We start from the raw sequence: 20,647 nt of genomic DNA on the forward strand, positions 1-20,647 counted from the left end.
GGGGATGCGTCTTTTGCTGCCTGGGGGCCTGTTCAATCGGCTGCCGTCGCCTCGCCCGGCGGCAACGGCGAGGGGGCGGGATCGTCAGGCTGCCCCACCGGCGCATGAAAACCGGTGGCCACGAAAAAGATTTCCTTGCTCTCGGGCCGGGAGCTCTTGGGCTTGGCCACGCGCACCTTGGAAAAATACAGCCGCAGCCCCTTCTGGTAGGCCTGGAAATCCGGGCCCTGGAAAATCTTGACCACGAAGGAGCCGCCGGGTTTGAGCCGGGCCACGGCCACGGACAGGGCCGCCTCGCACAGTTCAAACGACCGGGCCTGATCCGTGAACTTATGCCCGATGGTGTTGGGGGCCATGTCGCTTAAGACCACGTCAAAGGGGCCGTATTTGGCAAAGGCCTCGAGGATGTCCGGCCCGGGGTCGAGCATGTCGCCTGTGAGGTAGGTGACGTTGCCGGAAAAGGCCGTGCCGGCCGGCTTGAGGTCGATGGCCAGCACCCGGCCCTGCGGGCCGACGCGTTCGGCGGCATACAGGCTCCAGGAGCCGGGGCAGGCCCCGAGATCCAGCACAGCCGCGCCGGGAACGAGCAGGCGCGATTGTTTTTCGATCTCCTTGAGCTTATAGACCGAACGCGCCGGATAGTTCTCCTGCTTGGCCTTATTGAAATAATGATCGCGATACGTTTTCATGACGGGCAACCCCGATACCGTTTACCGAACAAGCTTTCAAGGAAAAGACGCAGCCATGGCCAGTTTAAACCGTCCAGCGCGCCCAAGCGTCATTGATGAAACAGGCGGGAAGCGCACGCTGGCCGGCGGTCCCGGGGCCTTTGCCGCTTTTGGGGACGGTGACAGATTGATTTTTCTCGGCCTTGGCCCGGACCCGGCCGATGCCGTGACCCTGGCCGACGGACGGCCCGCCGCCTATGTCGAATGCCCGGCCTTTGCCGCGGCCATGGGGCCGGCCTTTGCCGCGGCCATCCCGGACTCCTGGCCGCGCCTGGACCCGGCCGAACTGACCCCCAATCGGGTCGGCGCGTCCCGCTTCTATCTCTATCGGCAAAACACCCGGCTTTTCCCGTCGTTTTGGGGACCAATCTGGGGCCGGGTCCAACTGGCCCTGCTGCCGCGCCCGGAGACCGTGCCGGCCAGCCCGACCGTGCTGCTCTTTCGTTCCCCGTCCGGGATGCTCGAACCGCAACTGGCCCGGACCCTGGCCGGCCTTGGCCGGCCCGTGGCCGACATCCCGGCCGGGGGGAGCACTACAGCCGTGGCCGCTCTCCTTTGCCGGGAAAAACCGGCCCTGGCCCTTTGCGTCAACGGGGCGGGGCTTGACGACGACGGGCTGGCGGCCGAACTGCTCGAGGCTGCCGGGGTGCCGCTTTGCCTGTGGTTTGTGGACAACCCGTTTCATGTGCTTGGGCGCTTTGCCAGCCGGTTCTGGCAGCGGGCCCTGCTTTGCGTCACGGACGACAGCTTTCTTTCGCCGCTCAAAGCCCTGGGTGCCGCCCGCGTCCTTCATCTGCCCCTGGCCGCCTCGGACCATTTCTTCGGAGCCTCACCGGCTCCGGGCCTGTCCGACCGGGCGGTCTTTGTCGGGCGAAGCGCCTTTGCCGGCCGCGATGCCTTTTTCGCCGGCTGCCGGATTCCCGGCACGCTGGCCGACCATGCCCGGGAAATGACGCTGGCCGGGGAACGGCCGGACTTTTTCTGGTGGACGCGCTCCCTGGGCCTTGGGGCGCTATGGCCGGGAAAGGCCGCCCGGCAGGCCGGCTGCGGCGCCGAAGCCGCGGGGCTGGCCCAGCGCACGGCCGTGCTGGCCGCGGTCGGGCACGGTGCCGCGCTCACCGTCTACGGCGACCCGGGCTGGCGGGACCTGCTGCCGCCGGGAATCGAGGTGCGCCCGCCAATCGATTACTACGGCGCGCTCCCGGGGCTCTATGCCGGGGCCGGGGTGTCGGTCAACGTCACGAGCCTGCTTCTGCCCCGGGGACTGACCCAGCGCCATTTCGACGTCTGGGCGGCCGGCGGCTGCCTTCTGACCGATGCCACGCCGGGACTGGCCCTGTTCCCGGCAAAACTCACCGCCCCCATAGGCTATGCCGCGCCGGCCGCAGCCGGCCCGCTCGCTGCCGCGCTCCTGGCCGATCCGAACCGGCGCCAGGATCTGACCGCCGCCTGGCAGGAACACATCATTGCCGGGCACCGCTACGCCCACCGCCTCGCCGCCCTGCTCGGCCGCCTGTCCGACCCCTGAAATCCCGCCGACTTATTTGACCGGCAAACGCCAGGACGGATCGTAGCGCCCCTGCCTGGGCCGTCGCGAAGTGCCCCCGTGCAGGCCGCGACGCACCAGATAGAGCAGCCGCCGGCTGAACTTGGCCGCCCAGGCATCGCAGGCCTTGTCCAGGCGGATGCGCTCGACCAGCGTTTCCGCCCCGTCCGGCAACCGCTCGCGCCTGGCAATGCGCCGACGCAGGGCGTAGTGCCCAAGTTCGTCAACCAACACCATGGTTTTTCGGAAGTCGCGGATGGAACGGTTGATGAAAATATGGTAGCGGCCGTCGCGAAACAGTAAAAATCCCCAGCTATCAATGTCATCGACCTCGGTGACCACGAGATCGTCGCGCCTGCCGGCCATGTCAATCAATCGGGCCAGAAGTCCAGCCATACGCGCTCCTTTGCCGGCCCTGTCGCCGACCTCCCCCTAGGATAAACCCTTGGTCACTGCCGTCAAGCCGCCAGGGACGAGGCTTGCCCCCTGACAGGCCGCATGGTAACGCCATTGAGGCAGCGCACACCCCTGTTTGGCCCGATGTATCCAAGGCCCCCATGGCACTTCTCGAATACCGGCAATGCCCGCATTGCGGCAAAACCACCTGGCAGGAATACGTTCCCCGGGTCAGTTCGGCTGATTCCTACTGGCGTTGCCGGGATTGCGGCGACCGGCGCACGGCCAAGCGCATCTGCGTCGGCGATGCGGCCCTGCTCCACCGGGGCCGGCTGCAGGCCGAAGGTGTCTGCGCCGATGTGCTCATCGTCGACATCAGCCGCACCGGCGCAAAACTGCGCCTGGACGAAGAAATGCCCGTCGTGCTCACATGCGAGCAAAGCGTGCTGTTTAATCCCAAGCTCCAGCCCTTTGGCGAACTGGCCCAGTACATCCAATGCCTCGTGCGCTGGACGGATGGCAGTGCGTTCGGCCTGCTTTTCAAGCAACCGCTGACGATCTCGTCCAGCGACATCATGCGTATCGTCAAGAATTGAACAGTCTGCCTGCCCGGACATTGCCTCCGGTCCGGCAAGCGGCTATGGTCGCCAAGGGTCCGGAATCCTCCGGGCCATCCCCCAAGCCAAGGCGCGGCGCGGCGTATGATGGACTACGAAAAGATTCGGCACGCGGCAAAAACCGGCGACAAGATTCTCGAACTGGCCCTGTCCATCGGTCTTGACCCGGCCCGGCACACCATCAAAGAACTGGCCGATAAATTGCTGGCCCGCGCCCTGGCCGAAAGCGGCCGCGACGACGGCTGCAAGCCGTAGGACGAGAAGGACGGGAGCAAGAGAAAAAAAAGAATGCCTCCGGCGGCCAAAGGGCTGAGCCCTTTGGAATCCCACCTGGGGGTTTATTTGATTTGACCAGGTGCGTTATCGAGTCGATGCGTGAAAGTTGCACAAAAAAAGCCCGACGAATCCGCCGGGCTTTCTGCTATCCGCCACAGCGGACACACTATTCCAGATCGATGATGACCGGGCCGAGGATGTTGCCCACGGGATGGGACAGAAATTCCTCGCGTTTGATTTCCTTGCCGTCGTAAAGCATACTCTCGATATGGATGATTTTCTGCATCCAGACGTTGTTCTCGATGGTTTTCGGGATCTCCGTCTCGGTAATGCGGGCGGTGATCTTGTCGATGTCTATTTCCTCGACGTCGCTGAACGAATAGGTGTGGATATACTCTTCATTGAAGCCGAAGCAATAGAGCAGGTTGTTCTTGACGTGGGGCTGAAAGATCTTCTTGGCCGGATGGCTCTTGACCTCGCAATTGATCTTGCTTAGGCTGACCCGGAGCTTCTCCCTCTCATTGACAATGATGTAGACGACGGGACGATTGCTTTCCAGCAGGTCCTCGCCCGAAGAGTGGATGTTGTTGTCCGCTCCATGATAAATGTATTCGATGTAGCGTTCCCGGTTGGCTTCCCTGGCCTCCCGCACCACTTCCTTCTCAATGTAGGAATAAAAAATTCGCTGACCGAAACCCTTGATCTCAATGGTAAACTTCATCCTCCGCCTCCTGAGCAGATTCCGTGGTGTTCCGGCCTTGTCCGGGAAACGGCCCCAGTCCTTGCGGCCCGGCTATCGTATGGATGTTACGCCGCTTTCGCCTCGCGGTCAATTTGTCGTCAGCGGATTGGTCCTTGCCGCTGTCCTGGCCGTCGCCATCCCGGCCCTGGCCGGCGATCCGGGCGCGGCCGTCACTCCGTTGCTCGGCGTGGCCTACCGCGACGACGGCGTGGACGACCCGGCCGGCCGCCATACCCTTTTTGCCAACCAATCCGCCACGTTCCCCGACCGGGGCTACAACTGCAGCGGCTTTGTCGTGACCGCCTCCCGGGGCATCCTCGGCCGGCCCCTGCCCCTGGAGGCCATGCGCCGCGACCGCAAGGGCGATTCCGGCAAGACAGCCCCGGCCGGCGAGGACTGGGATTTCGGCTATGACCTGATCTTAAACGTCACCGACGGCCTGCCCAGGCGCGTGCTGCTGCCGGCCGGCCAGACGGCCCCTGCGGCTCCGGAAGCCCTCGACGCGGCCCGGTTTCGCGGCTTTCCCCTGCACGACGCCGCGGCCTGGGCCTCGGTCCTTGGCCAACTGCGGCCCGGCGAAATCGCCTATGCCACGCTCAGCAAGGAAATTACCGGCCGGCTCTACTATTACCACGTCGGCCTGCTCTATGCCGACGCTTCGGGCCGGGCCTATTTTGCCCACGCCACCCCGGGCAAGGGCAGCCACCGCCTGGAGCTGACCTCCCCGGCCGGCATGGCCGCCTTTAAGAAGGAATTTGCCGAAAAGCGTTTCGGCGAAAAATGGATCCTTCTCGTCGCCGCCCCCCTGCCCCGCTGATATTTCCATCGGGCGAAGGCCCCTTGCCCATTTTGGAGGGCCGAGGCCCCCGGCCACCGGAGCAACGGTGGTTCCCGTCAAGCGCAAACACCAAATGTCACGGCTCCGGCCCTTTCTCCTCTTTTCTTGCGCAACTTTCGCGCATCGACTCGGCAACGTGGCCGGTCAAATCAAACTCCCCCAGGTGGGTTTCCAAAGGGCACTGCCCTTTGGCCGCCGGAGGCATTCTTCCTCTTCCCCCTCTCTCCCTACCTACACCAACTTTCACCCCACCGGAAAAAGCCGGGCTCCGTCGGCTGCGTCTTCCACCCGGTAACCCAGGGCCTCGATGGCCTGGCGCAGGGCATCGGCCCGGGCGAAATCACGGGCCTCCCGGGCTGCGGCCCGCTCGCCGCAGAGCCGGGCCGCCTCGGCCGGCCACAGGGCGCGCGGCGCCGGCAGGCGGGTGGCGTCGAGCAGGCCCAGGGCGCTGTCGGCCTGGGCCAGGCCGGCCAGCAGCCGCGCGGCGTCGCCCGGAGGCAGGGAACCTGTGGCCAGGGCGGCATTGGCATAGCGGCAAAAGGCAAAAAGGGCCGGCCAGAAATGGTAGACCGACAGATCGTCGGCCAGGAACGTTTCCAGGGACGCCTCCAGGCGCTCGGCTTCACCGGCCGCAGCCAGTCCCGGCGCGGCGTCATTGGTGGCGGCCAGGGTCAGGTTGGCGGCCAGTTCCTGGATGCGGCTGCGGTTTCGCTCCCACATGGCCAGGGCGTCAGGGGTGGCGGAAAGCGGCTTGTGGTAGCTCGTGGACAACAGCCAGGCCCGGATGGACAGGGGATGGACGCCAAGGGCCAGCAGATCGTCCAGGCGCGGCACGCCTTCGATGCCTTCCCGGCCCGACACCCGGCCGCCGGCCAGCCAGGCCGCCGGGGGAAAGCCCGGCCCCGCCGGGCCCAGATGGCCCGGAGGTTTTCCAGATGGGGAAACGTCTTGTCCTCGTCGGCCACGACCACGGTCACGGCCGGCAGGGTCTTGGCCGCTGCCGCCGCCATCTGCAAAAACCAGCTCGGCCGCACATTGCCCCAGGGTGTCACCAGGATATCCCCGGCCTTGAGGTCTTTGAGGCTCACGCGCTTAAGCAGGGTGAAATCCCGGGGATGGTCCTTGGCGTAGGAATCGAGGTCCACGGTCTTGCCAAGGGCCAGCTTGGTCATGTCCAGGCCAAGCAGCCGGCCGTAGGCCTTGTCCCGGGCCACGTCGAAATAGACGCTGCGCAGCTTTTCGTAGGCCAGCCCCTTGTCCATGAGCTTGCGGGTCATGGACAGGGATTCCTCCAGGGCGTCGCCGGCCAGGGGAAAGACGGCCCCGGCCACGCCCAAAAGCGCTGCATAGCCGGCCACGCGCTCCCGGGCCGTGGCGGCAAATTCCCGGCACTTGAGCCCGGCCGCCCGGGAGGCTTCCAGGCAGCGGTCGTCGAGATCGGCCAGCCCCACGGCCAGGGTCGGCCGGCCCCCGCCCCGGACCAGGGCCCGGGCCAGGACGTCGAGGACGACCACCCGCCGCCAGGCGTCCAGGTCGCCGGGATCGGACAGGGGCGGACCAAAGGTGAAAAGCCCTGGCGAGGCGGCGGCCGGGTCGAGATAGACCGGCGAGGCCGGCCCGACGCTGCCAAGGGCCACGCCCTTTTTCTCGGGCGCGGCAAAAAGCGTGGTGGAGAGGTAGCGCTCGCCGCTGTCGGCCAGGATGACCACCACAAGGCCCGTGGCCAGTTCCGAGGCCAGCCGCGTGGCCGCAGCCATGGCCGCGCCGCCGCTCATGCCGATCAAAAGCCCTTCCTCCCGGGCCAGACGCCGGGCCATGGCAAAGGCCTCGTCGTCCTCAACCGGCACAATGGCGTCCAGGGCGTGCTTGTCGAAGATGCCCGGCGGATAGGACTCCTGCATGTTTTTAAGGCCCTGGATCTTGTGGCCGGGCCTGGGCTCCACGGCAATGACCTGGCAGGCCGAGTTCAACTCTTTGAGTTTCTTGACCAGTCCCATGGCCGTACCCGACGTGCCAAGGGCCGCGACCACGTGGGTGACCCGGCCTTCGGTCGCCTCGAAAATTTCCACGGCCGTGGCCGCGTAGTGGGCCTCGATGCTGGCCGGATTGTTGAACTGGTCCATGAGCACGTAGCGCTCGGGTTCCTCCCGGGCCAGCCGGTAGGCCTCCTCGATGGCCCCGTCCGTGCCGAGGTTGCCCGGGGTGAGCACGATCTCTGCGCCGTAAGCCCGCATGATGCGCTTTCGCTCCTCCGAGGCCGAGGCCGGCATGAGCAGCTTCAACTTGTAGCCCTTGACGGCGCAGACCATGGCCAGCCCGATGCCGGTATTGCCGGAGGTGGCCTCGATGACCGTGCGTCCGGGCGTCAATTCGCCGGCGCGCTCGGCCGCCTCGATCATGGCCAGGGCCACCCGGTCCTTGATGGAGCCGCCGGGGTTTCGCATCTCGATTTTGGCGCAAACGGTCACCGCCGGGTTGGGAGAAACCCGGCCCATGCGCACAAGCGGGGTCTGGCCGACCAGGGACAATACGGAATCATGAATCATGGCACGCCTCGCAGGATAAAGCCCGGTCATGGCCGGACAGGAAACGTGGTAGGCAAAAAATCGTCAACCGGCAAGAGTGGCAGGAAATTTGCTTGAGGCCAGGCAGCAAACCAAGGATGGGACCATGGAGATCAACAAGTACCTTGCCGACAATCTCGCCTGGCTGGCCGAGTCCGGCGACCCGACGGGCCGCTGGCTGGCCGGCTGCAATCCTGATCCGGCCATCGTCCACGAGCGGCTTTTCCGCAATCCGGGCGGCGTCATCGACTGGCGCATGGACGACGGGCAAAGCCTTTTTGAGAAGCTGCCGCCGCCGTTTTTCTACAAGGACTGGCGGCCCACGGAAAAGCTCGAAGGCGCAGCCACGATCATCATCGGCACGGCCCTTGGCTATGGTCTCAACCATGTGCTGACCGGCACGCCCAACTCCCACAAGGTGCTGGTAGTGGAACCGCGGCCGGAAATGCTGCTGGCCTGCCTGGGACAGACCGATTATCGGCCGTTTCTGGCCCATGGCAAGCTGCGCTTCGTGCCGCCCGAGGCCCCGGCCATCGAAGCGGCCCTGCAAACTCTCGACGTCAGCTTCCTTTTCTCACGGATTTTCCTGCGAAACGACATGGCCTGCAAGCAAATGGGGCCGGAATATTCCCGGCTCACAGCCCTGGTCAAAGCCAAGCTCGAAAGCCTGTCCGTGGAACTGACCACGCTGCGCCAGAAGCAGGAAGTCATGGTCGGCCACGAGCTTCGCAACTACGGCCGGGCCATGGACGAAGGCAGTCTGGTCCGGGTGGCCGGCATGGCCAAAGGTTTGACAGCCGTGCTCCTTGGCGCCGGTCCGTCCCTGGCCGACTTCGCCCCGCTGCTGCGCCGCCACCGGGACAAGGGCTTTTACGCCGCTGCGCTGCAGACCCTGCCGGCCCTGGAACGCCTGGGCATCAAGCCCGACCTGTGCCTGGCCATCGATTATAACGACAACATGGTAAACAGCCTGGAGAATCTGACCGACCCGGACTTTGCCGCCGACATTCCCTTCATCTATTCCACCAAGATGGCTCCGGCCGTCCTGGCCCGCTATCCCGGCCCCAAAATTCCACTGTGGACCCAGGGCGGCATCGGCACCTACGTGCTCAAGGACCAGGAGCTGGTCCTCGACGCCGGCGGCAACGTCTCCGTCACCCTGGAACGCTTTCTCACCTGGGCCGGGGCCGAACGCTTCATCCTGGCCGGCTGCGACCTGTCCTGGAAGGGGTCGAGCACCCACGTCGCCGGCCACCACAACGCCGGCTGGGTCCATACCTACAACCCGCAGGAAGACGTGAAGCTGGCCAACCAGCAGGGCGAGGCCATCTACACCCACCTCGGCTTCCTGGCCGCCAAACGGGACATCGAAAAAGACATCGCCACCTCCCGGGCCGGGTTTTTCAACCTCTACGGCGGCGGCGTCGTCATCGACGGAGCCGTCAACATCGGCCCGGACGACCTGGAGTCCGGCGAACTGCTGGCCAGCCAGGGCATTGCCAAACAGGTGTTCCTCGACGCGCTGGCCCGGGCTTCGCGGCCCTGCACCCGGCCGGTGTTTTCGCCCAAGACCGACGCCTGGGCCACATCGCTTAAAAACGCCTCGCGGCGGCTGGAAAAGCTCGTGCGCAAGGCCGACAAGCACCAGGGCGAAATCCGGCAACTGCTGTCCCAAATCCAGTTCTTCACCCGGCATGACCCGCTGTACATGCCCTATCTGTACAACGAGATCATGGACCTGGCCGGGCTGGTCCAGACCAAGGCCCGCTACGGCGTCAAGGAATTGGCGACCTTCAAGGCCATCCGCCAACGCATCCTGGCCAAGACCCGGGAAATAGACGTCTGCCTCGCCCCGTCCGGGTCATGGGCGGCGTAGAGAAAGAGGAAAGAGGGAAGAGTGCCTCCGGCGGCCAAAGGGCAGTGCCCTTTGGAAACCCACCTGGAAGACACGTTTTTTTGGGGGGGAAGTGGCCGGGCGCGACCGTTTGGAAATTTTCCCCTTTGCAGGGGTCCGGGGGGATCATCCCCCCGGCCGCCGGAGGCATTCCCCCTTCTTCCTCTTCCTCTGCTCTCACACTTACTTCACACCAGCCGCGTCCACGATGGCGCGCAGTTGACGGGCCGCAGCTTGCGGGTCGGCTGCCGAGCACACGGCTGACACCACGGCCAGCCCGGCCACGCCCGTGGCCATGACTGCGGCGGCATTGGCCGGGGCCACTGCGCCGATAGCCAGCACCGGGACCTCGGCCAGGGCCAGCATCCGGGCCAGCCCGGCCAGCCCCTGGGGCGCGCCGGCATCCTTTTTGGTCGCCGTGGCAAAGACCGGCCCGGCCCCGAGGTAATCGACCGGCATCCCCCTGGCGGCCCGGGCCTCGTCCTCGCCGGTGACGGACAGCCCGATGATCCGGTCCGGCCCGATAAGGGCGCGCACATCGGCCGGATGCATGTCGTCCTGGCCCACATGCACGCCGTCAGCCCCGGCCGCCAGGGCCACATCCACCCGGTCGTTGATGACAAGGCGCGCGCCGAGCGGACGGATGCAGGCGGCCAGCCCCCGGGCCAGTTCCACGAATTCGCGGGTGGTGGCGTTTTTTTCCCGCAGTTGCACAAGGCGCGCCCCGCCGGCCACGGCCCGGCCCACCACGTCAAACAGGTCGCGGCCTAACAGTGCCGCCCGGTCCGTGACCAGACACAGACCCAGGTCGAAAACCGGCCGGCTCATGCCAACACCCGCACGCCGGCCGCGATGTCGGCCTCGGTCAGATTGTACACCACATCGAGAAAACGCACGGCCAGACTGCCCGGTCCGGCCACACCGGCAGCGGCCAGGGTCCCGGCGGCGGCCATGACGGCCATGGCGTGGACCGTGGCCGAAAGCCGGTTGGGGTTGACCGCCAGAAAGGCGCCGACAAAGGCCGTGGCCGTGCAGCCAAGGCCCGTGACCCGGGTCATCATCACGTGGCCGCCGGCCAGCTCCACTGCATCGCGGCCGTCGGTTATAACATCGACCTCGCCGCTGACGCACACCACGCAGCCCAGGCCCTGGGCCAGGGACGTGGCCGCCTTGATGGCCTCGCGGCTGGAATGCTGGCTGTCTGCGCCCTTGGAGGCGACATTGCTGCCGGCCAGATAGAGTATCTCCGAGGCATTGCCCCGGATGGCGGCCAGGCGCACGGATTCGATGATGGTTTTCGCCACCTCCCGACGCCGGCTGGTGGCCCCAACAGCCACCGGATCAAAGGCCACCGGTACCCCGGCCTCGCCGGCGGCGGTGGCCGCCGCCACCATGGCTGCCACGTTTTCGTCGCCCGGCGTCCCCATATTGCACACCACGGACCGGGCCAGCGCAGCCAGTTCGGCGGCATCGGCCGGATGATGGGTCATGGCCGGCGACGCGCCAAGGGCCAGCAGGGCGTTGGCCGTGACATTGGTGACCACGTTGTTGGTGATGTTGACAACCAGCGGGGCCTGCTCGCGGATGCGGTTCAAATCGGAAAAAACAGCGGCAGCAAAATCCATAGCGATTATCCGGGGTTTTGAGGTTGGTGGGGGCATGACCCGGCTGAAACTAGCCTGGGCCACGCCCCTTGGCAACGCCCGCATTGACTCCGGCTTCGCATAGGCTATATTGCATCATGCCCCGCCGTGACAGCCACATTGTCCTTCTTGCGGTTCTTGCCTGGACAACGCTTCTGGGCCTTCTCTTTGCCATTCAATACCAGTCCGACCGCCAGAGTACCCAGACCATGATGTTGCAGGCAGCCCGGGGCATCTTTCAACAGATTGTCATCACCCGGGAATGGAACGCCGGGCACGGCGGCGTGTACGTGCCGGTCACCGGGGAAACCAGGCCCAATCCCTATCTTCCTGCGGAAAACCGCAGCCTGACCACCACCGACGGCCAGCAACTGGCCTGGATCAATCCGGCGTACATGACCCGGCAGATTTCCGAGGTGGCCGGCAAGCGGGACGGCATCAGCCTGCACATCACCAGCCTCAAGCCCCTGCGCCCGGAAAATGCGCCCACCCCCTGGGAAACCCGGGCACTCTGGGACTTCGAGGAAGACATCCCGGAAGCCTACACCCTGGATCAGCCTCCGGACGGGCCGGTCTTTCGCTATATGGCCCCCCTGCCGGTCACCGAATCCTGCCTGCCCTGCCACACCCGTCAAGGTTATCAGCTTGGCGAGGTGCGCGGCGGTATCAGCGTCAATTTGCCGGCCGGCTATTTCATCGCCGCCCAATCCGCCGCCCTGGGCGGCACCGCCGGGCTGTACACCCTGATCTGGCTGGTCGGGGCGATCAGCACCGGCGTCGGCACGGCCACCATCCTGTCCGGCAAAACCCGGGCCGAGGCAGCCAGCCGGGCCAAGTCCGCCTTCATGGCCATTTTGAGCCATGAACTGCGCACACCCTTAAACGGGGTCCTGGGCATGTTGGGACTGGCCCGCTCGACCGAACTGACCGAGGAACAGCAGTCCCTGCTGGCCGATGCCCAGGCCGCCGCCCAGACCATGAATCTCCATGTCCAGGAGCTGCTGGAACTGGCCGGTCTGGAAAACGGCCAGGACCTTCTACAAAAGACCTGCTTTTCCCCGGCCGTACTCCTGGCCGAGGCCACCGCCCCCTTTGCCGCCGCTGCCCGCAGCAAAGATCTGGCTTTCTCCGTCGCCCCGGACCCCGCCTTGCCGGCGCACCTTGTCGGCGACGGGGCGCGGTTTGTCCGCATCCTCGGTCTTGTGCTGGATAACGCCGTCAAATTCACCGACTCGGGGAGCATCACCGTGGCCCTGGCCCCGGGCGGCCTGGAGGACGGGCGCTACGTCCTTTCCGCCACTGTGGCCGACACCGGCTGCGGCATCCCCCCGCCGCGGCTCACCGCCATCTTCGAGCCGTTTTTCCAGGATGCCGACATCCTCACCCGGCGCTTTCCCGGCCTGGGCGTGGGACTGACCATTGCCCGCCGCCACGTCGAGATTCTTGGCGGGACGCTGACCGCCGACAGCCGCCCCGGCAGCGGCTCGACCTTCACACTGCGTGCTCCTTTTGAGACGAGAGGCGACGAGCGTAGAGAAGAGGAAGCGTGCCGGCGGCCGGGGCATGCGTGGGAGAAGAGGAGGAATGCCTCCGGCGGCCGGGGGATGATCCCCCCGGACCCCTGCAAAGGGGAAAAATGGAAAGGGGGTGATTTGCTCTTTCAGTCGGCCGGAAGTCAGAACTGCATCCCAACGCAACAGCCTGTCACCCACGACCACTCCCCATAAAAACCCTTTGCCTTTCAGGTGGGATTCCAAAGGGCTCAGCCCTTTGGCCGCCGGAGGCACTCTTTTCTCTTCCTCTTCCTCTTCACCTTCCCCTTCTCTCCCTCTATCACGCAAAAAAGGCCGCTTCCTTGCGGATGCGGCCTTTCGTTGGTCGGCAATGTGGGATCTAGACAAAGACCAGGGTATCGTCCCGGGCGTCCACGGTGACGGTCTCGCCGTCGGCCACCTGCCCGCCGATGAGCGCCTTGGCCAGCGGCGTCTCCACATGGGCCTGCAGGTAGCGCCGAAGCGGCCGGGCTCCGTAAACCGGATCGTAGGCTCCCTCGGCAATAAAGGCCTTGGCCGCGTCGGTTAAGACCAGCCCGATCTTGCGGTCGGCCAATCTGGCCCGCAGTCCGCCGAGCATGAGTTCCACGATGGCTGCGATCTGCTCGCGCAAAAGCGGCTTGAAGAGCACGGTCTCGTCCACGCGGTTCAGGAACTCCGGCCGGAAGTGCCCGCGCAGGGTGTTCATGACCGCTTCGGACACGCCTTCCTTGAACTCGCCCGAGGGCAGGATGCCGTCGAGCATGTACTGCGCCCCGATGTTCGAGGTCATGATGATGATCGTGTTCTTGAAATCCACGGTCCGGCCGTGGCTGTCGGTCAGCCGGCCATCGTCGAGGATTTGGAGCAGCGTGTTGAACACGTCGCTGTGGGCCTTTTCGATTTCGTCGAAGAGCACCACGCTGTAGGGCTTTCGCCGCACGGCCTCGGTCAGCTGGCCGCCTTCGTCGTAGCCGATGTAGCCCGGAGGCGCGCCGATCAGCCGGGCGACGGTATGCCGTTCCATGTATTCCGACATGTCCAGGCGCACCATGTTGTCTTCGGTGTCAAAGAGTGCTGCGGCCAGCGTCTTGCAGAGCTCGGTCTTGCCGACGCCGGTCGGGCCAAGGAAAATAAACGACCCGATGGGCCGCCCCGGGTCCTTGAGCCCGGCCCGGGCGCGCAGCACGGCGTCGGCCACGGCGGTGACGGCCTCGTCCTGGCCGATCACCCGGTCGTGGAGCACATCGCCCAGGCGCAGGAGCTTTTCCCGTTCGCTTTCGAGAAGGCGCGTCACCGGGATGCCGGTCCAGCGGGAGATGACCATGGCGATATCGTCCGGGGTCACTTCCTCGCGGATCATGCGCGTGCCGCCCGTGGCCTTGGTGATGGCCTCTTCCTGGCCGGCCAGATCGCGCTCCAGGGTGGCCAGCCGGCCATAGCGCAACTCCGCCGCCCGATTGAGGTCGTACTCGCGCTCGGCCACCTCAATGGCCTGCCGGGTCTTCTCGATGTCTTCCTTGAGCCGGCGCAGATCGTCCACTCCGGATTTTTCCCGCTCCCACTGGGCAACGAACCCGCCCTGGTCCTCCTTGAGATTGGCCAGCTCCTCTTCGAGCTTTTCCAGCCGTTCCCGGGAGGCCTTGTCGGTTTCCCGGCGAAGGGCCTCGCGTTCGATCTCCAGCTGCATGACCTTGCGGTTAATGAGATCAAGCTCGGCCGGCAGGGAATCGATCTCGGTGCGGATCATGGCCGCGGCCTCGTCCATGAGATCGATGGCCTTGTCCGGCAACTGGCGGTCGGCGAGGTAGCGCTGGGACAGCACGGCCGCCTCGACCAGGGAGGAGTCGCTGATGCGCACGCCGTGGTGCACTTCAAAGCGTTCCCGCAGCCCGCGCAGGATGGAGATGGTGTCCTCCACCGTCGGCTCGTCCACGAAGACGGGCTGGAACCGGCGTTCGAGGGCCGGGTCCTTTTCGATGTTCTTGCGGTACTCATCGAGGGTCGTGGCCCCGATGCAGTGGAGTTCGCCCCGGGCCAGCATGGGCTTGAGCAGGTTGCCGGCGTCCATGGACCCTTCGCCCTTGCCCGCGCCGACGATGGTGTGGATCTCGTCGATAAAAAGCAGGATGCGCCCTTGCGACGTTTCCACGTCTTTCAGCACGGCCTTGAGGCGTTCTTCGAACTCGCCCCGGTACTTGGCCCCGGCAATGAGCGCGCCCATGTCCAGGGCGAAGATGGTCTTGTCTTTGAGGCCCTCGGGCACGTCCTTGTTGACGATGCGCATGGCCAGGCCTTCGACGATGGCGGTCTTGCCCACGCCGGCCTCGCCGATGACCACGGGATTGTTCTTGGTGCGCCGGGAAAGGATGCGGATGACCCGCCGGATTTCCTCGTCGCGGCCGATGACCGGATCGAGCCGGCCCTTTTTGGCGTCTTCGACCAGATCGCGACCGTACTTGGACAGGGCCTCGTAGGTGCCCTCGGGATCGGCCGAGGTGACCCGCTGGCCGCCGCGGATTTCGGTCAGGGCGGCGAGAATGCGGTTTTTGTCGATGCCAAGGGCCTTGTTCACCTGTCCGGCCAGGGTCGAAGGCGGTTCGTCGCAAAAGGCCAGGAACAGGTGTTCGACGCTGACGTATTCGTCTTTGAGGTGCTTGGCCAGATCCTGGGCCTTGACCAGGATTTCATTGAGGCGCGGGGCGACGTAAATCTGTCCCGGAGCCGCGCCCGGACCGCTGACCTTGGGCAGACGGCCAAGGCCGCGTTCCAGTTCGGCCAGGTAGGCCTGGGTATTATACCCGGCTTTGTCCAGGATGCGGGGCACCAGCCCCTGGTCCTGGGTCAACAGGGCGTAGAGCAGATGCTCGGCGTCCACCTGCTGCTGGCTCATGCGCACAGCAACATTCTGGGCTTCGCCGATGGCCTGCTGGGATTTCTGGGTAAACTTATTGAGATCCATACAATGTCCTCCTCCGTGGCTGCATCAGAGATAAGAACGCCGGCGGAAATTGCAACAACCCAAAACAATTTTTTCTGTCAACGAGCGAAAACTTCAAAAACACTTGACCGTTTCTTGGTATGTCTCAGCTATAAGAGTCGATGCAGCTCATTGACCTTGCCTTCAAGATACTCGATACGCTCCAGCAGATCGACAACAATGCTTGCACCCAGGAGCGGCAGCTCGAAATCGCGCTTGATGCGGTCGAGCTTGCGCAATCTGTAGACGTCCCGGCTGCGAAACAAAAACGCCTCGGACGTGGTGCGTTCCGGCGTGATCCAGCCAAGTTCGATAAGCTCCCCCACCACCGCAGAATCGAGTCCGGTCAACTCCTGGACCTGGGCCAGACTGAGACGCTCGGACCGGGCGGGGAGGCTGCCGGCAATAACGATGTGCTTGATCTCCATGGCGACCTCTCTTGGCCCTAAAACGGCCGGGGGTTGAAATCAGAGGCTTGGGCCAGCTTTTCCCAGAGTTCCCGCTCCTCGTCCGTGAGGCTGCCCGGAACCTGCACCATGAGCCGCACCAACTGATCGCCGCGCTTGCCCTGGCCCCCCAGGCCCTTGCCGGCCAGACGGAGCTTGCGGCCCGACGACGAACCGGCCGGGATGGACATCTCCACGGCCCCGTCCAGGGTCGGCACCCGGACCTTGGCCCCAAGGGCGGCCTCCCAGGGGGCCAGGGGCAGATCCAAAATGACGTTGCCCTCTTCCAGCTTGAACAGGGCATGGGGCATGATCCTGACCTTGAGATAGAGATCCCCGGCCTTGCCCCCGGCCCGGCCGGCATTGCCCTGGCCGGAGAGACGGATTTTCGCCCCGTCGCGCACGCCGGCCGGAATGGACACGCTCAGGCGCTTGGTGCCCAGGCGCGGCGCACCATCAGGACCGATGGTCTGCTCCTGGAAAGCCACTTCCTTGGCCCCGCCGAGGTAGGCTTCCTCCAGGGTCAGCTCCAGGCTGGCATTGGCGTCGGAGCCGCGCGACGGTCCCCGGGAATAGCCCCCGGCCCCGCCAAAACCGCCCGCGCCGCCAAAACCGCCGAAATCCCCAAAGGACCCGCCCCGGTCCTGGCGTCCGCGAGGGCCGGCCGCCCCGCCCACGCCGCCGAAAATGGTCTCGAAAAAGTCGGAAAAGGCCCCGGCGTCGAACTGCTGGCCGCCCTGGCCGCCGAAGTTGTACTGCACGTTTTCAAAGCCCGGCGGACGCTGGAAATTCTGGCCATGCTGCCAATTGGCCCCCAGCGAATCAAAAAGCTTGCGCTTCTCCGGGTCTTTTAGGACCTCATAGGCCTCGCTGCACTCCTTGAACTTCTTTTCCGCGTCCGGATCGTTCTGATTGAGGTCAGGATGGTGCTTGCGGGCCAACTTCTTGAACGCCTTGGATATTTCTTCCTGGCTGGCAGCCTTGGTCACCCCCAGGATCTTATAATAGTCTTTGTATTCAACGCTCATAGGGGCTTTCTCTCCCGTTTTCCCGGCTGGTTTCCCGGCAAGTTTACATAATAAGCCGACATCGGACTGCGTCAACCATCCCGGTCGATTCTCCAGCCGGACCGCTGCCCTGGCAGTATTACACCAGGGCCGCGGCAAAGGCCATAGGCTCCCGCCCGGCCGGGCTTGCCGGATGCGAGCCAGGCCGGGCCCCTGGCGGCACAGGCGCCCGCCAGCCAGCACCCCGGGCCGGACCAGACTCGTCCGGCCCGGTCCCGGCTTGCCAAGGGCGATGGTTGCCTATAGCCTCTCCGGCCATGTCGAAGAAAGAAGATCCAACAGCGTTTCGTCCCTTTGCCGGCGTCTTCAAGGGCGTTAAAGTGGCCCGAAAAAAAGACCTGCCGCCGGCCGTGGCCAAGGCCGTGGCCGCCGCTTCCAAACCGGCCCAGCCGCAACAGGCCGACGAATCGGATTTTTTGCGGGCCATGAACGGCGTGGCCAAGCTCGATCGGGAGAAAAGCGGCGGCCGCGACATCCGGCCGGTGACCCCGCTGCCGCCGCCGCCCTCGCCGGCCGATGAAGAGCAACAAGCCCTGGACGCCCTGCGCGATCTGGTGGCCGGCCGGGTGGAATTCACCCTGGAATACAGCGACGAATACGTACAGGGCTTTGTCAACGACCTCGATCCCAAGATCTACCGCCAATTGCGGGCCGGCCAGTTCTCCCCCGAAGCCCACCTCGACCTGCATGGCTTTACGATTGACCAAGCCAAGCTCACCCTGCTCCACTTCGTGCGCGAACACTATATGGCCGGCAAACGCTGCCTGCTTGTCATCCCCGGCCGGGGCTCCAATTCACCCGGCGGCCTGCCGGTGCTCAAGGAAGAACTCAAATCCTGGCTCACCCACGACCCCCTCAAACGGGCGGTCCTGGCCTTCAGCACCGCCCTGCCCCGCCACGGCGGCACAGGCGCACTCTACGTGCTGCTGCGCAAATTCAAAAAGACCAAAGGAAAAGTGCGCTTCGAAAAGGACTGGCCGGACTTCGGCTAGGCGTGGCGTGAGAGAGAAGGCGAGAGGGAAGGTGAGAGGGAAGGTGAGAGGGAAGAGGAAGAGTGCCTCCGGCGGCCGGGGGGATGATCCCCCCGGACCCCTGCAACGAAAGAAGTGTGTAAAGGGGTCTTGGCGTTGGCTGGTAATTCGGTCGGCCGGGGACCGGAACAGCCGAAGCATGCCCTTGATCCGGGCCACCGTCGCTCCGGTGGCCGGACGGCGGGTCAGCCGCCCCGGCGGGGGGCAGCGGGCGGAGTCGGGGCCGGAACGCCTTTGCGGGGCGCCCAGGTGCGGGCCATGGCCTGCATGGACTCGATCTGGCGCTTGGACAGGGTGGCCTGGATCTGGTCGCGAAGGGCCGTGGCCGCAGCCTTTTCATCCTCCGGCAGGTCGGCGGCGGCAACAGCCAGCAAGGACCAGAAATAAGCCTTGACCGGGTTGGCTTCGATGCCCTTGCCGTAGAGTTGCAGGGTGGCAAGCAAATACTGGGCCCCGCCCTTGCCGCCAAGGGCCGCGTCGGTGAGCTGCTTGACCGCCTCTTCGAAATTCTGGGGCACGCCCTGGCCGTAATAGAAAAGCTTGCCCAGGCAATACTGGGCCTCGGGACTGCCGGCCACAGCAGCCTTTTTAAACCACTCCGCCGCCTTGGCATAATCCTGGGCCACGCCCTGGCCGGTATAGTACATGGCCGCGATCTGGTTTTGCACCGTCGTGTCGCCGGCCATGGCCAGGGGCAGAAATTCCTCGAAAGCCCGCGAATAGTCCCCATCCCGCCAGGCCGCCCGGCCTTCCTCCAGCCCGGCCCGCACCGGCCCGGCCTGGACCAGACAGACCACGGCCGAAAGCGCGGCAACCCCGGCCCGGATAAAACGCAACCCGGCCTCAGCCATTGCCGCCCCCCTGCTCTGCCGCCTGCGGCGTACAGGGTGGTTCCGGCACGCTGGACGAACTTTCCAGATCCACCCCGAGGATGACGTAGCGCAAAATGAAGACCGACACCGGCACGCCGAGCACCATGCCCCACAAACCGAAAAGCTTGTGCCCGACATAGAGGATCATCAGCGTAATGAGCGGACTGATCTTGAACATGGCGGCCACAATGCGGGGATTTAAAATATAGGTCTCAATGGTGTGGACGATGATGATCATGAAAATGGCCCACAGGGCATGGTTGGGCCCGGTGGTGTTGACGGCCACCAGGACGATGGGGGCCGAGGAAATAAAGGTGCCGAGCACCGGGATCAGGCCGCAAAAAAACACCACCGTGGAGAGCAGCCCCACCGGCTCGATGCCGAGAATATACATGCCAAGGGCGGTCAGCAGGGTGTTGAGGCCGGCAATCATCATCTGGGCCCGAAAGCCCATGCCGACCACGATGGCAAAACGCACCACGCTCCTGGCCGTGACGTCGTAGATGTCACGCAGCCGGGACTCGCGCAGGGCAATGGTCTTGGCCTTCAGGTTGGGGAAATCGAGCATGATGAGAAAACTGAACAGCGTGCCCAAAAGAAAGGTCGAGACGTAGGTGCTAATCTGGTTGAAGGAATTGACAGCCAGGGAAAAAAGCGTCTCGGCCTTGACCCCGACCAGGGCTTCCAGGGCTAGGTAGTCCTTGACCTTGGAGATGGGCGCAGCCATGTCCGGGGCAATCCAGGCCCAGTTGTCCAGGTGCTTGCGCAGGGTCTCCAGGGTGTCGGGCAGCTTTTTGAGGAACGACGAGGACTCGGCTCCGATCTTCGGCACCACCGTGGAAATGATGGTCAGGACCACGGCCAGAAAGACAATATAGACAACGACGGCCCAAAGCACCCGGGGCCACCGGGTCTTGGCAGCCAGCCGTTCGATGGGGCCGTTGAACAGGAAACACAGGATATAGGTGATAAAGACCAGCCCGAACAGGCCGTAGTAACTGGTCAGCCACACCAGACCGAAAAAGGCTGCCCATATGGCCAGGGTCTTGTTGGTGCGAAAAATCTGGGCGATGTCGAATGGCATAGGTCCGCCTGGGTAGCACGTTTCAGGGTGGGCGACAATCGCGGACAGGCCCGGTCTGGCGACGCCCCGGGCGTCGTGGCAGACGTTATTTTCGCAGCAGCCACAGGAGCAGACTGGCCAGGGCGCTGACCACCAGACAGCTGACCCACGGGAAATACACGGAAAACCCCTCGCCCTTGACGCGCACGTCACCGGGCAGCCGGCCCAAAGGCAGGCGTTCGAGCAGGCTTCGCACCACGCCCGGCCGCTCCGCCAGCATAAACACAAGCCCCAGGGCTGCAAGCAGCACCCCGACGATCAGAAGCATCTTGCCGGTTGTCGCGAACATGCGTATGTCCCCTTGTCCCTTTTTTCCCAGGGACGCTATCCTACATAAAAAGGACCGAAACGC

At 64.8% G+C, this 20,647-nt stretch carries 18 protein-coding genes and 1 pseudogene; 7 read left to right on the forward strand and 12 right to left on the reverse strand.

All coding sequences use genetic code 11. From position 1 onward, the window contains the following. Positions 1-32 precede the first annotated feature (32 nt). On the reverse strand, positions 33-689 hold the full coding sequence (locus DVDV_RS02475; RefSeq protein WP_075353146.1) for an RlmE family RNA methyltransferase: 657 nt from the start codon (positions 687-689) through the stop codon (positions 33-35). Between the two features lie 55 nt (positions 690-744). On the opposite strand from DVDV_RS02475, the gene DVDV_RS02480 reads away from it, so the two are divergent. Further along, entirely contained in the window at positions 745-2,256 is a 1,512-nt protein-coding gene (locus DVDV_RS02480) for a glycosyltransferase (RefSeq protein ID WP_075353147.1), read from the forward strand. Between the two features lie 12 nt (positions 2,257-2,268). On the opposite strand, the gene DVDV_RS02485 is transcribed toward DVDV_RS02480, so the two are convergent. Further along, entirely contained in the window at positions 2,269-2,670 is a 402-nt protein-coding gene (locus DVDV_RS02485) for an ImmA/IrrE family metallo-endopeptidase (protein ID WP_075353148.1), read from the reverse strand. A 161-nt stretch (positions 2,671-2,831) separates the two neighbouring features. On the opposite strand from DVDV_RS02485, the gene DVDV_RS02490 reads away from it, so the two are divergent. Both DVDV_RS02490 and DVDV_RS22645 read left to right on the forward strand, forming a co-directional pair. Then, a complete protein-coding gene (locus tag DVDV_RS02490) occupies positions 2,832-3,266 on the forward strand; it encodes a pilus assembly protein PilZ (RefSeq protein WP_075353149.1) in 435 nt (144 codons plus the stop codon). Positions 3,267-3,371: 105 nt separating this feature from the next. Continuing rightward, positions 3,372-3,542, forward strand: coding sequence for a hypothetical protein (locus DVDV_RS22645; protein WP_175577050.1), 171 nt, complete (start codon positions 3,372-3,374; stop codon positions 3,540-3,542). Positions 3,543-3,729: 187 nt separating this feature from the next. Here the strand turns inward: DVDV_RS22645 and DVDV_RS02495 are convergent, their stop codons facing one another. Next, entirely contained in the window at positions 3,730-4,284 is a 555-nt protein-coding gene (locus DVDV_RS02495; protein WP_075353150.1) for a hypothetical protein, read from the reverse strand. Between the two features lie 79 nt (positions 4,285-4,363). Between DVDV_RS02495 and DVDV_RS02500 the strand changes: the two genes are divergently transcribed. Beyond that, positions 4,364-5,122, forward strand: a complete 759-nt coding sequence (locus DVDV_RS02500) for a hypothetical protein (protein ID WP_254845203.1) — start codon at positions 4,364-4,366, stop codon at positions 5,120-5,122. A 264-nt stretch (positions 5,123-5,386) separates the two neighbouring features. On the opposite strand, the pseudogene DVDV_RS02505 reads toward DVDV_RS02500, so the two are convergent. Next, positions 5,387-7,689, reverse strand: a pseudogene (locus DVDV_RS02505) (cysteine synthase). Positions 7,690-7,813: 124 nt separating this feature from the next. Here DVDV_RS02505 and DVDV_RS02510 point away from each other — a divergent pair. Continuing rightward, positions 7,814-9,583 (forward strand): motility associated factor glycosyltransferase family protein, encoded by a 1,770-nt coding sequence (locus tag DVDV_RS02510; protein WP_075353152.1) that lies wholly within the window; start codon positions 7,814-7,816, stop codon positions 9,581-9,583. A 201-nt stretch (positions 9,584-9,784) separates the two neighbouring features. Here DVDV_RS02510 and thiE read toward each other — a convergent pair whose 3' ends face one another. Continuing rightward, positions 9,785-10,429 carry a thiamine phosphate synthase gene (thiE, locus tag DVDV_RS02515; RefSeq protein WP_075353153.1) on the reverse strand — a complete coding sequence of 215 codons (645 nt, stop codon included), beginning with the start codon at positions 10,427-10,429 and terminating at the stop codon, positions 9,785-9,787. Further along, complete coding sequence (gene thiM / locus DVDV_RS02520; RefSeq protein ID WP_075353154.1) at positions 10,426-11,226, reverse strand: hydroxyethylthiazole kinase; 801 nt, start codon at positions 11,224-11,226, stop codon at positions 10,426-10,428. Before thiM ends, thiE begins: the two co-directional genes overlap by 4 nt. 116 nt (positions 11,227-11,342) lie before the next feature. On the opposite strand from thiM, the gene DVDV_RS02525 reads away from it, so the two are divergent. After that, complete coding sequence (locus tag DVDV_RS02525; protein WP_075353155.1) at positions 11,343-12,971, forward strand: DUF3365 domain-containing protein; 1,629 nt, start codon at positions 11,343-11,345, stop codon at positions 12,969-12,971. 166 nt (positions 12,972-13,137) lie between these two features. Here DVDV_RS02525 and clpB read toward each other — a convergent pair whose 3' ends face one another. The 3 genes from clpB to DVDV_RS02540 all read right to left on the reverse strand — a co-directional run bounded on the left by clpB (position 13,138) and on the right by DVDV_RS02540 (position 17,230). After that, positions 13,138-15,738, reverse strand: a complete 2,601-nt coding sequence (gene clpB, locus DVDV_RS02530) for an ATP-dependent chaperone ClpB (RefSeq protein WP_075353156.1) — start codon at positions 15,736-15,738, stop codon at positions 13,138-13,140. Between the two features lie 128 nt (positions 15,739-15,866). After that, a complete protein-coding gene (locus DVDV_RS02535; protein WP_075353157.1) occupies positions 15,867-16,184 on the reverse strand; it encodes a chaperone modulator CbpM in 318 nt (105 codons plus the stop codon). A 17-nt stretch (positions 16,185-16,201) separates the two neighbouring features. Beyond that, positions 16,202-17,230 carry a DnaJ C-terminal domain-containing protein gene (locus DVDV_RS02540; RefSeq protein WP_075353158.1) on the reverse strand — a complete coding sequence of 343 codons (1,029 nt, stop codon included), beginning with the start codon at positions 17,228-17,230 and terminating at the stop codon, positions 16,202-16,204. 296 nt (positions 17,231-17,526) lie between these two features. Here DVDV_RS02540 and DVDV_RS02545 point away from each other — a divergent pair, with 296 nt between their 5' ends. Beyond that, on the forward strand, positions 17,527-18,261 hold the full coding sequence (locus DVDV_RS02545) for a Smr/MutS family protein (protein WP_075353159.1): 735 nt from the start codon (positions 17,527-17,529) through the stop codon (positions 18,259-18,261). Positions 18,262-18,485: 224 nt separating this feature from the next. Here the strand turns inward: DVDV_RS02545 and DVDV_RS02550 are convergent, their stop codons facing one another. From DVDV_RS02550 to DVDV_RS02560, 3 genes are all read right to left on the reverse strand, one after another. Continuing rightward, positions 18,486-19,151: a tetratricopeptide repeat protein gene (locus DVDV_RS02550; protein ID WP_075353160.1), complete on the reverse strand. Its 666-nt coding sequence runs from the start codon at positions 19,149-19,151 to the stop codon at positions 18,486-18,488. Continuing rightward, entirely contained in the window at positions 19,144-20,256 is a 1,113-nt protein-coding gene (locus DVDV_RS02555; protein WP_075353161.1) for an AI-2E family transporter, read from the reverse strand. The genes DVDV_RS02550 and DVDV_RS02555 overlap by 8 nt, the downstream gene beginning before the upstream one ends. An 85-nt stretch (positions 20,257-20,341) precedes the next feature. Continuing rightward, positions 20,342-20,584, reverse strand: coding sequence for a DUF2905 domain-containing protein (locus DVDV_RS02560; RefSeq protein WP_075353162.1), 243 nt, complete (start codon positions 20,582-20,584; stop codon positions 20,342-20,344). Between the last annotated feature and the right edge of the window lie 63 nt (positions 20,585-20,647).

The organism is Desulfovibrio sp. DV (genome assembly GCF_001936595.1).
GTDB lineage: Bacteria > Desulfobacterota > Desulfovibrionia > Desulfovibrionales > Desulfovibrionaceae > Solidesulfovibrio.

What these genes read in the sequence shown, in the direction of transcription:
- DVDV_RS02550 (WP_075353160.1), bottom strand. Translation starts at nt 19,151, where the DNA reads ATGGCTGAGGCCGGGTTGCGTTTTATCCGGGCCGGGGTTGCCGCGCTT.
- thiE (WP_075353153.1), bottom strand. Translation starts at nt 10,429, where the DNA reads ATGAGCCGGCCGGTTTTCGACCTGGGTCTGTGTCTGGTCACGGACCGG.
- DVDV_RS02540 (WP_075353158.1), bottom strand. Translation starts at nt 17,230, where the DNA reads ATGAGCGTTGAATACAAAGACTATTATAAGATCCTGGGGGTGACCAAG.
- DVDV_RS02535 (WP_075353157.1), bottom strand. Translation starts at nt 16,184, where the DNA reads ATGGAGATCAAGCACATCGTTATTGCCGGCAGCCTCCCCGCCCGGTCC.
- DVDV_RS02480 (WP_075353147.1), top strand. Translation starts at nt 745, where the DNA reads ATGGCCAGTTTAAACCGTCCAGCGCGCCCAAGCGTCATTGATGAAACA.
- DVDV_RS22645 (WP_175577050.1), top strand. Translation starts at nt 3,372, where the DNA reads ATGATGGACTACGAAAAGATTCGGCACGCGGCAAAAACCGGCGACAAG.
- DVDV_RS02560 (WP_075353162.1), bottom strand. Translation starts at nt 20,584, where the DNA reads ATGTTCGCGACAACCGGCAAGATGCTTCTGATCGTCGGGGTGCTGCTT.
- DVDV_RS02495 (WP_075353150.1), bottom strand. Translation starts at nt 4,284, where the DNA reads ATGAAGTTTACCATTGAGATCAAGGGTTTCGGTCAGCGAATTTTTTAT.
- clpB (WP_075353156.1), bottom strand. Translation starts at nt 15,738, where the DNA reads ATGGATCTCAATAAGTTTACCCAGAAATCCCAGCAGGCCATCGGCGAA.
- DVDV_RS02510 (WP_075353152.1), top strand. Translation starts at nt 7,814, where the DNA reads ATGGAGATCAACAAGTACCTTGCCGACAATCTCGCCTGGCTGGCCGAG.
- DVDV_RS02525 (WP_075353155.1), top strand. Translation starts at nt 11,343, where the DNA reads ATGCCCCGCCGTGACAGCCACATTGTCCTTCTTGCGGTTCTTGCCTGG.
- DVDV_RS02490 (WP_075353149.1), top strand. Translation starts at nt 2,832, where the DNA reads ATGGCACTTCTCGAATACCGGCAATGCCCGCATTGCGGCAAAACCACC.
- DVDV_RS02485 (WP_075353148.1), bottom strand. Translation starts at nt 2,670, where the DNA reads ATGGCTGGACTTCTGGCCCGATTGATTGACATGGCCGGCAGGCGCGAC.
- DVDV_RS02545 (WP_075353159.1), top strand. Translation starts at nt 17,527, where the DNA reads ATGTCGAAGAAAGAAGATCCAACAGCGTTTCGTCCCTTTGCCGGCGTC.
- DVDV_RS02500 (WP_254845203.1), top strand. Translation starts at nt 4,364, where the DNA reads ATGGATGTTACGCCGCTTTCGCCTCGCGGTCAATTTGTCGTCAGCGGA.
- DVDV_RS02555 (WP_075353161.1), bottom strand. Translation starts at nt 20,256, where the DNA reads ATGCCATTCGACATCGCCCAGATTTTTCGCACCAACAAGACCCTGGCC.
- thiM (WP_075353154.1), bottom strand. Translation starts at nt 11,226, where the DNA reads ATGGATTTTGCTGCCGCTGTTTTTTCCGATTTGAACCGCATCCGCGAG.
- DVDV_RS02475 (WP_075353146.1), bottom strand. Translation starts at nt 689, where the DNA reads ATGAAAACGTATCGCGATCATTATTTCAATAAGGCCAAGCAGGAGAAC.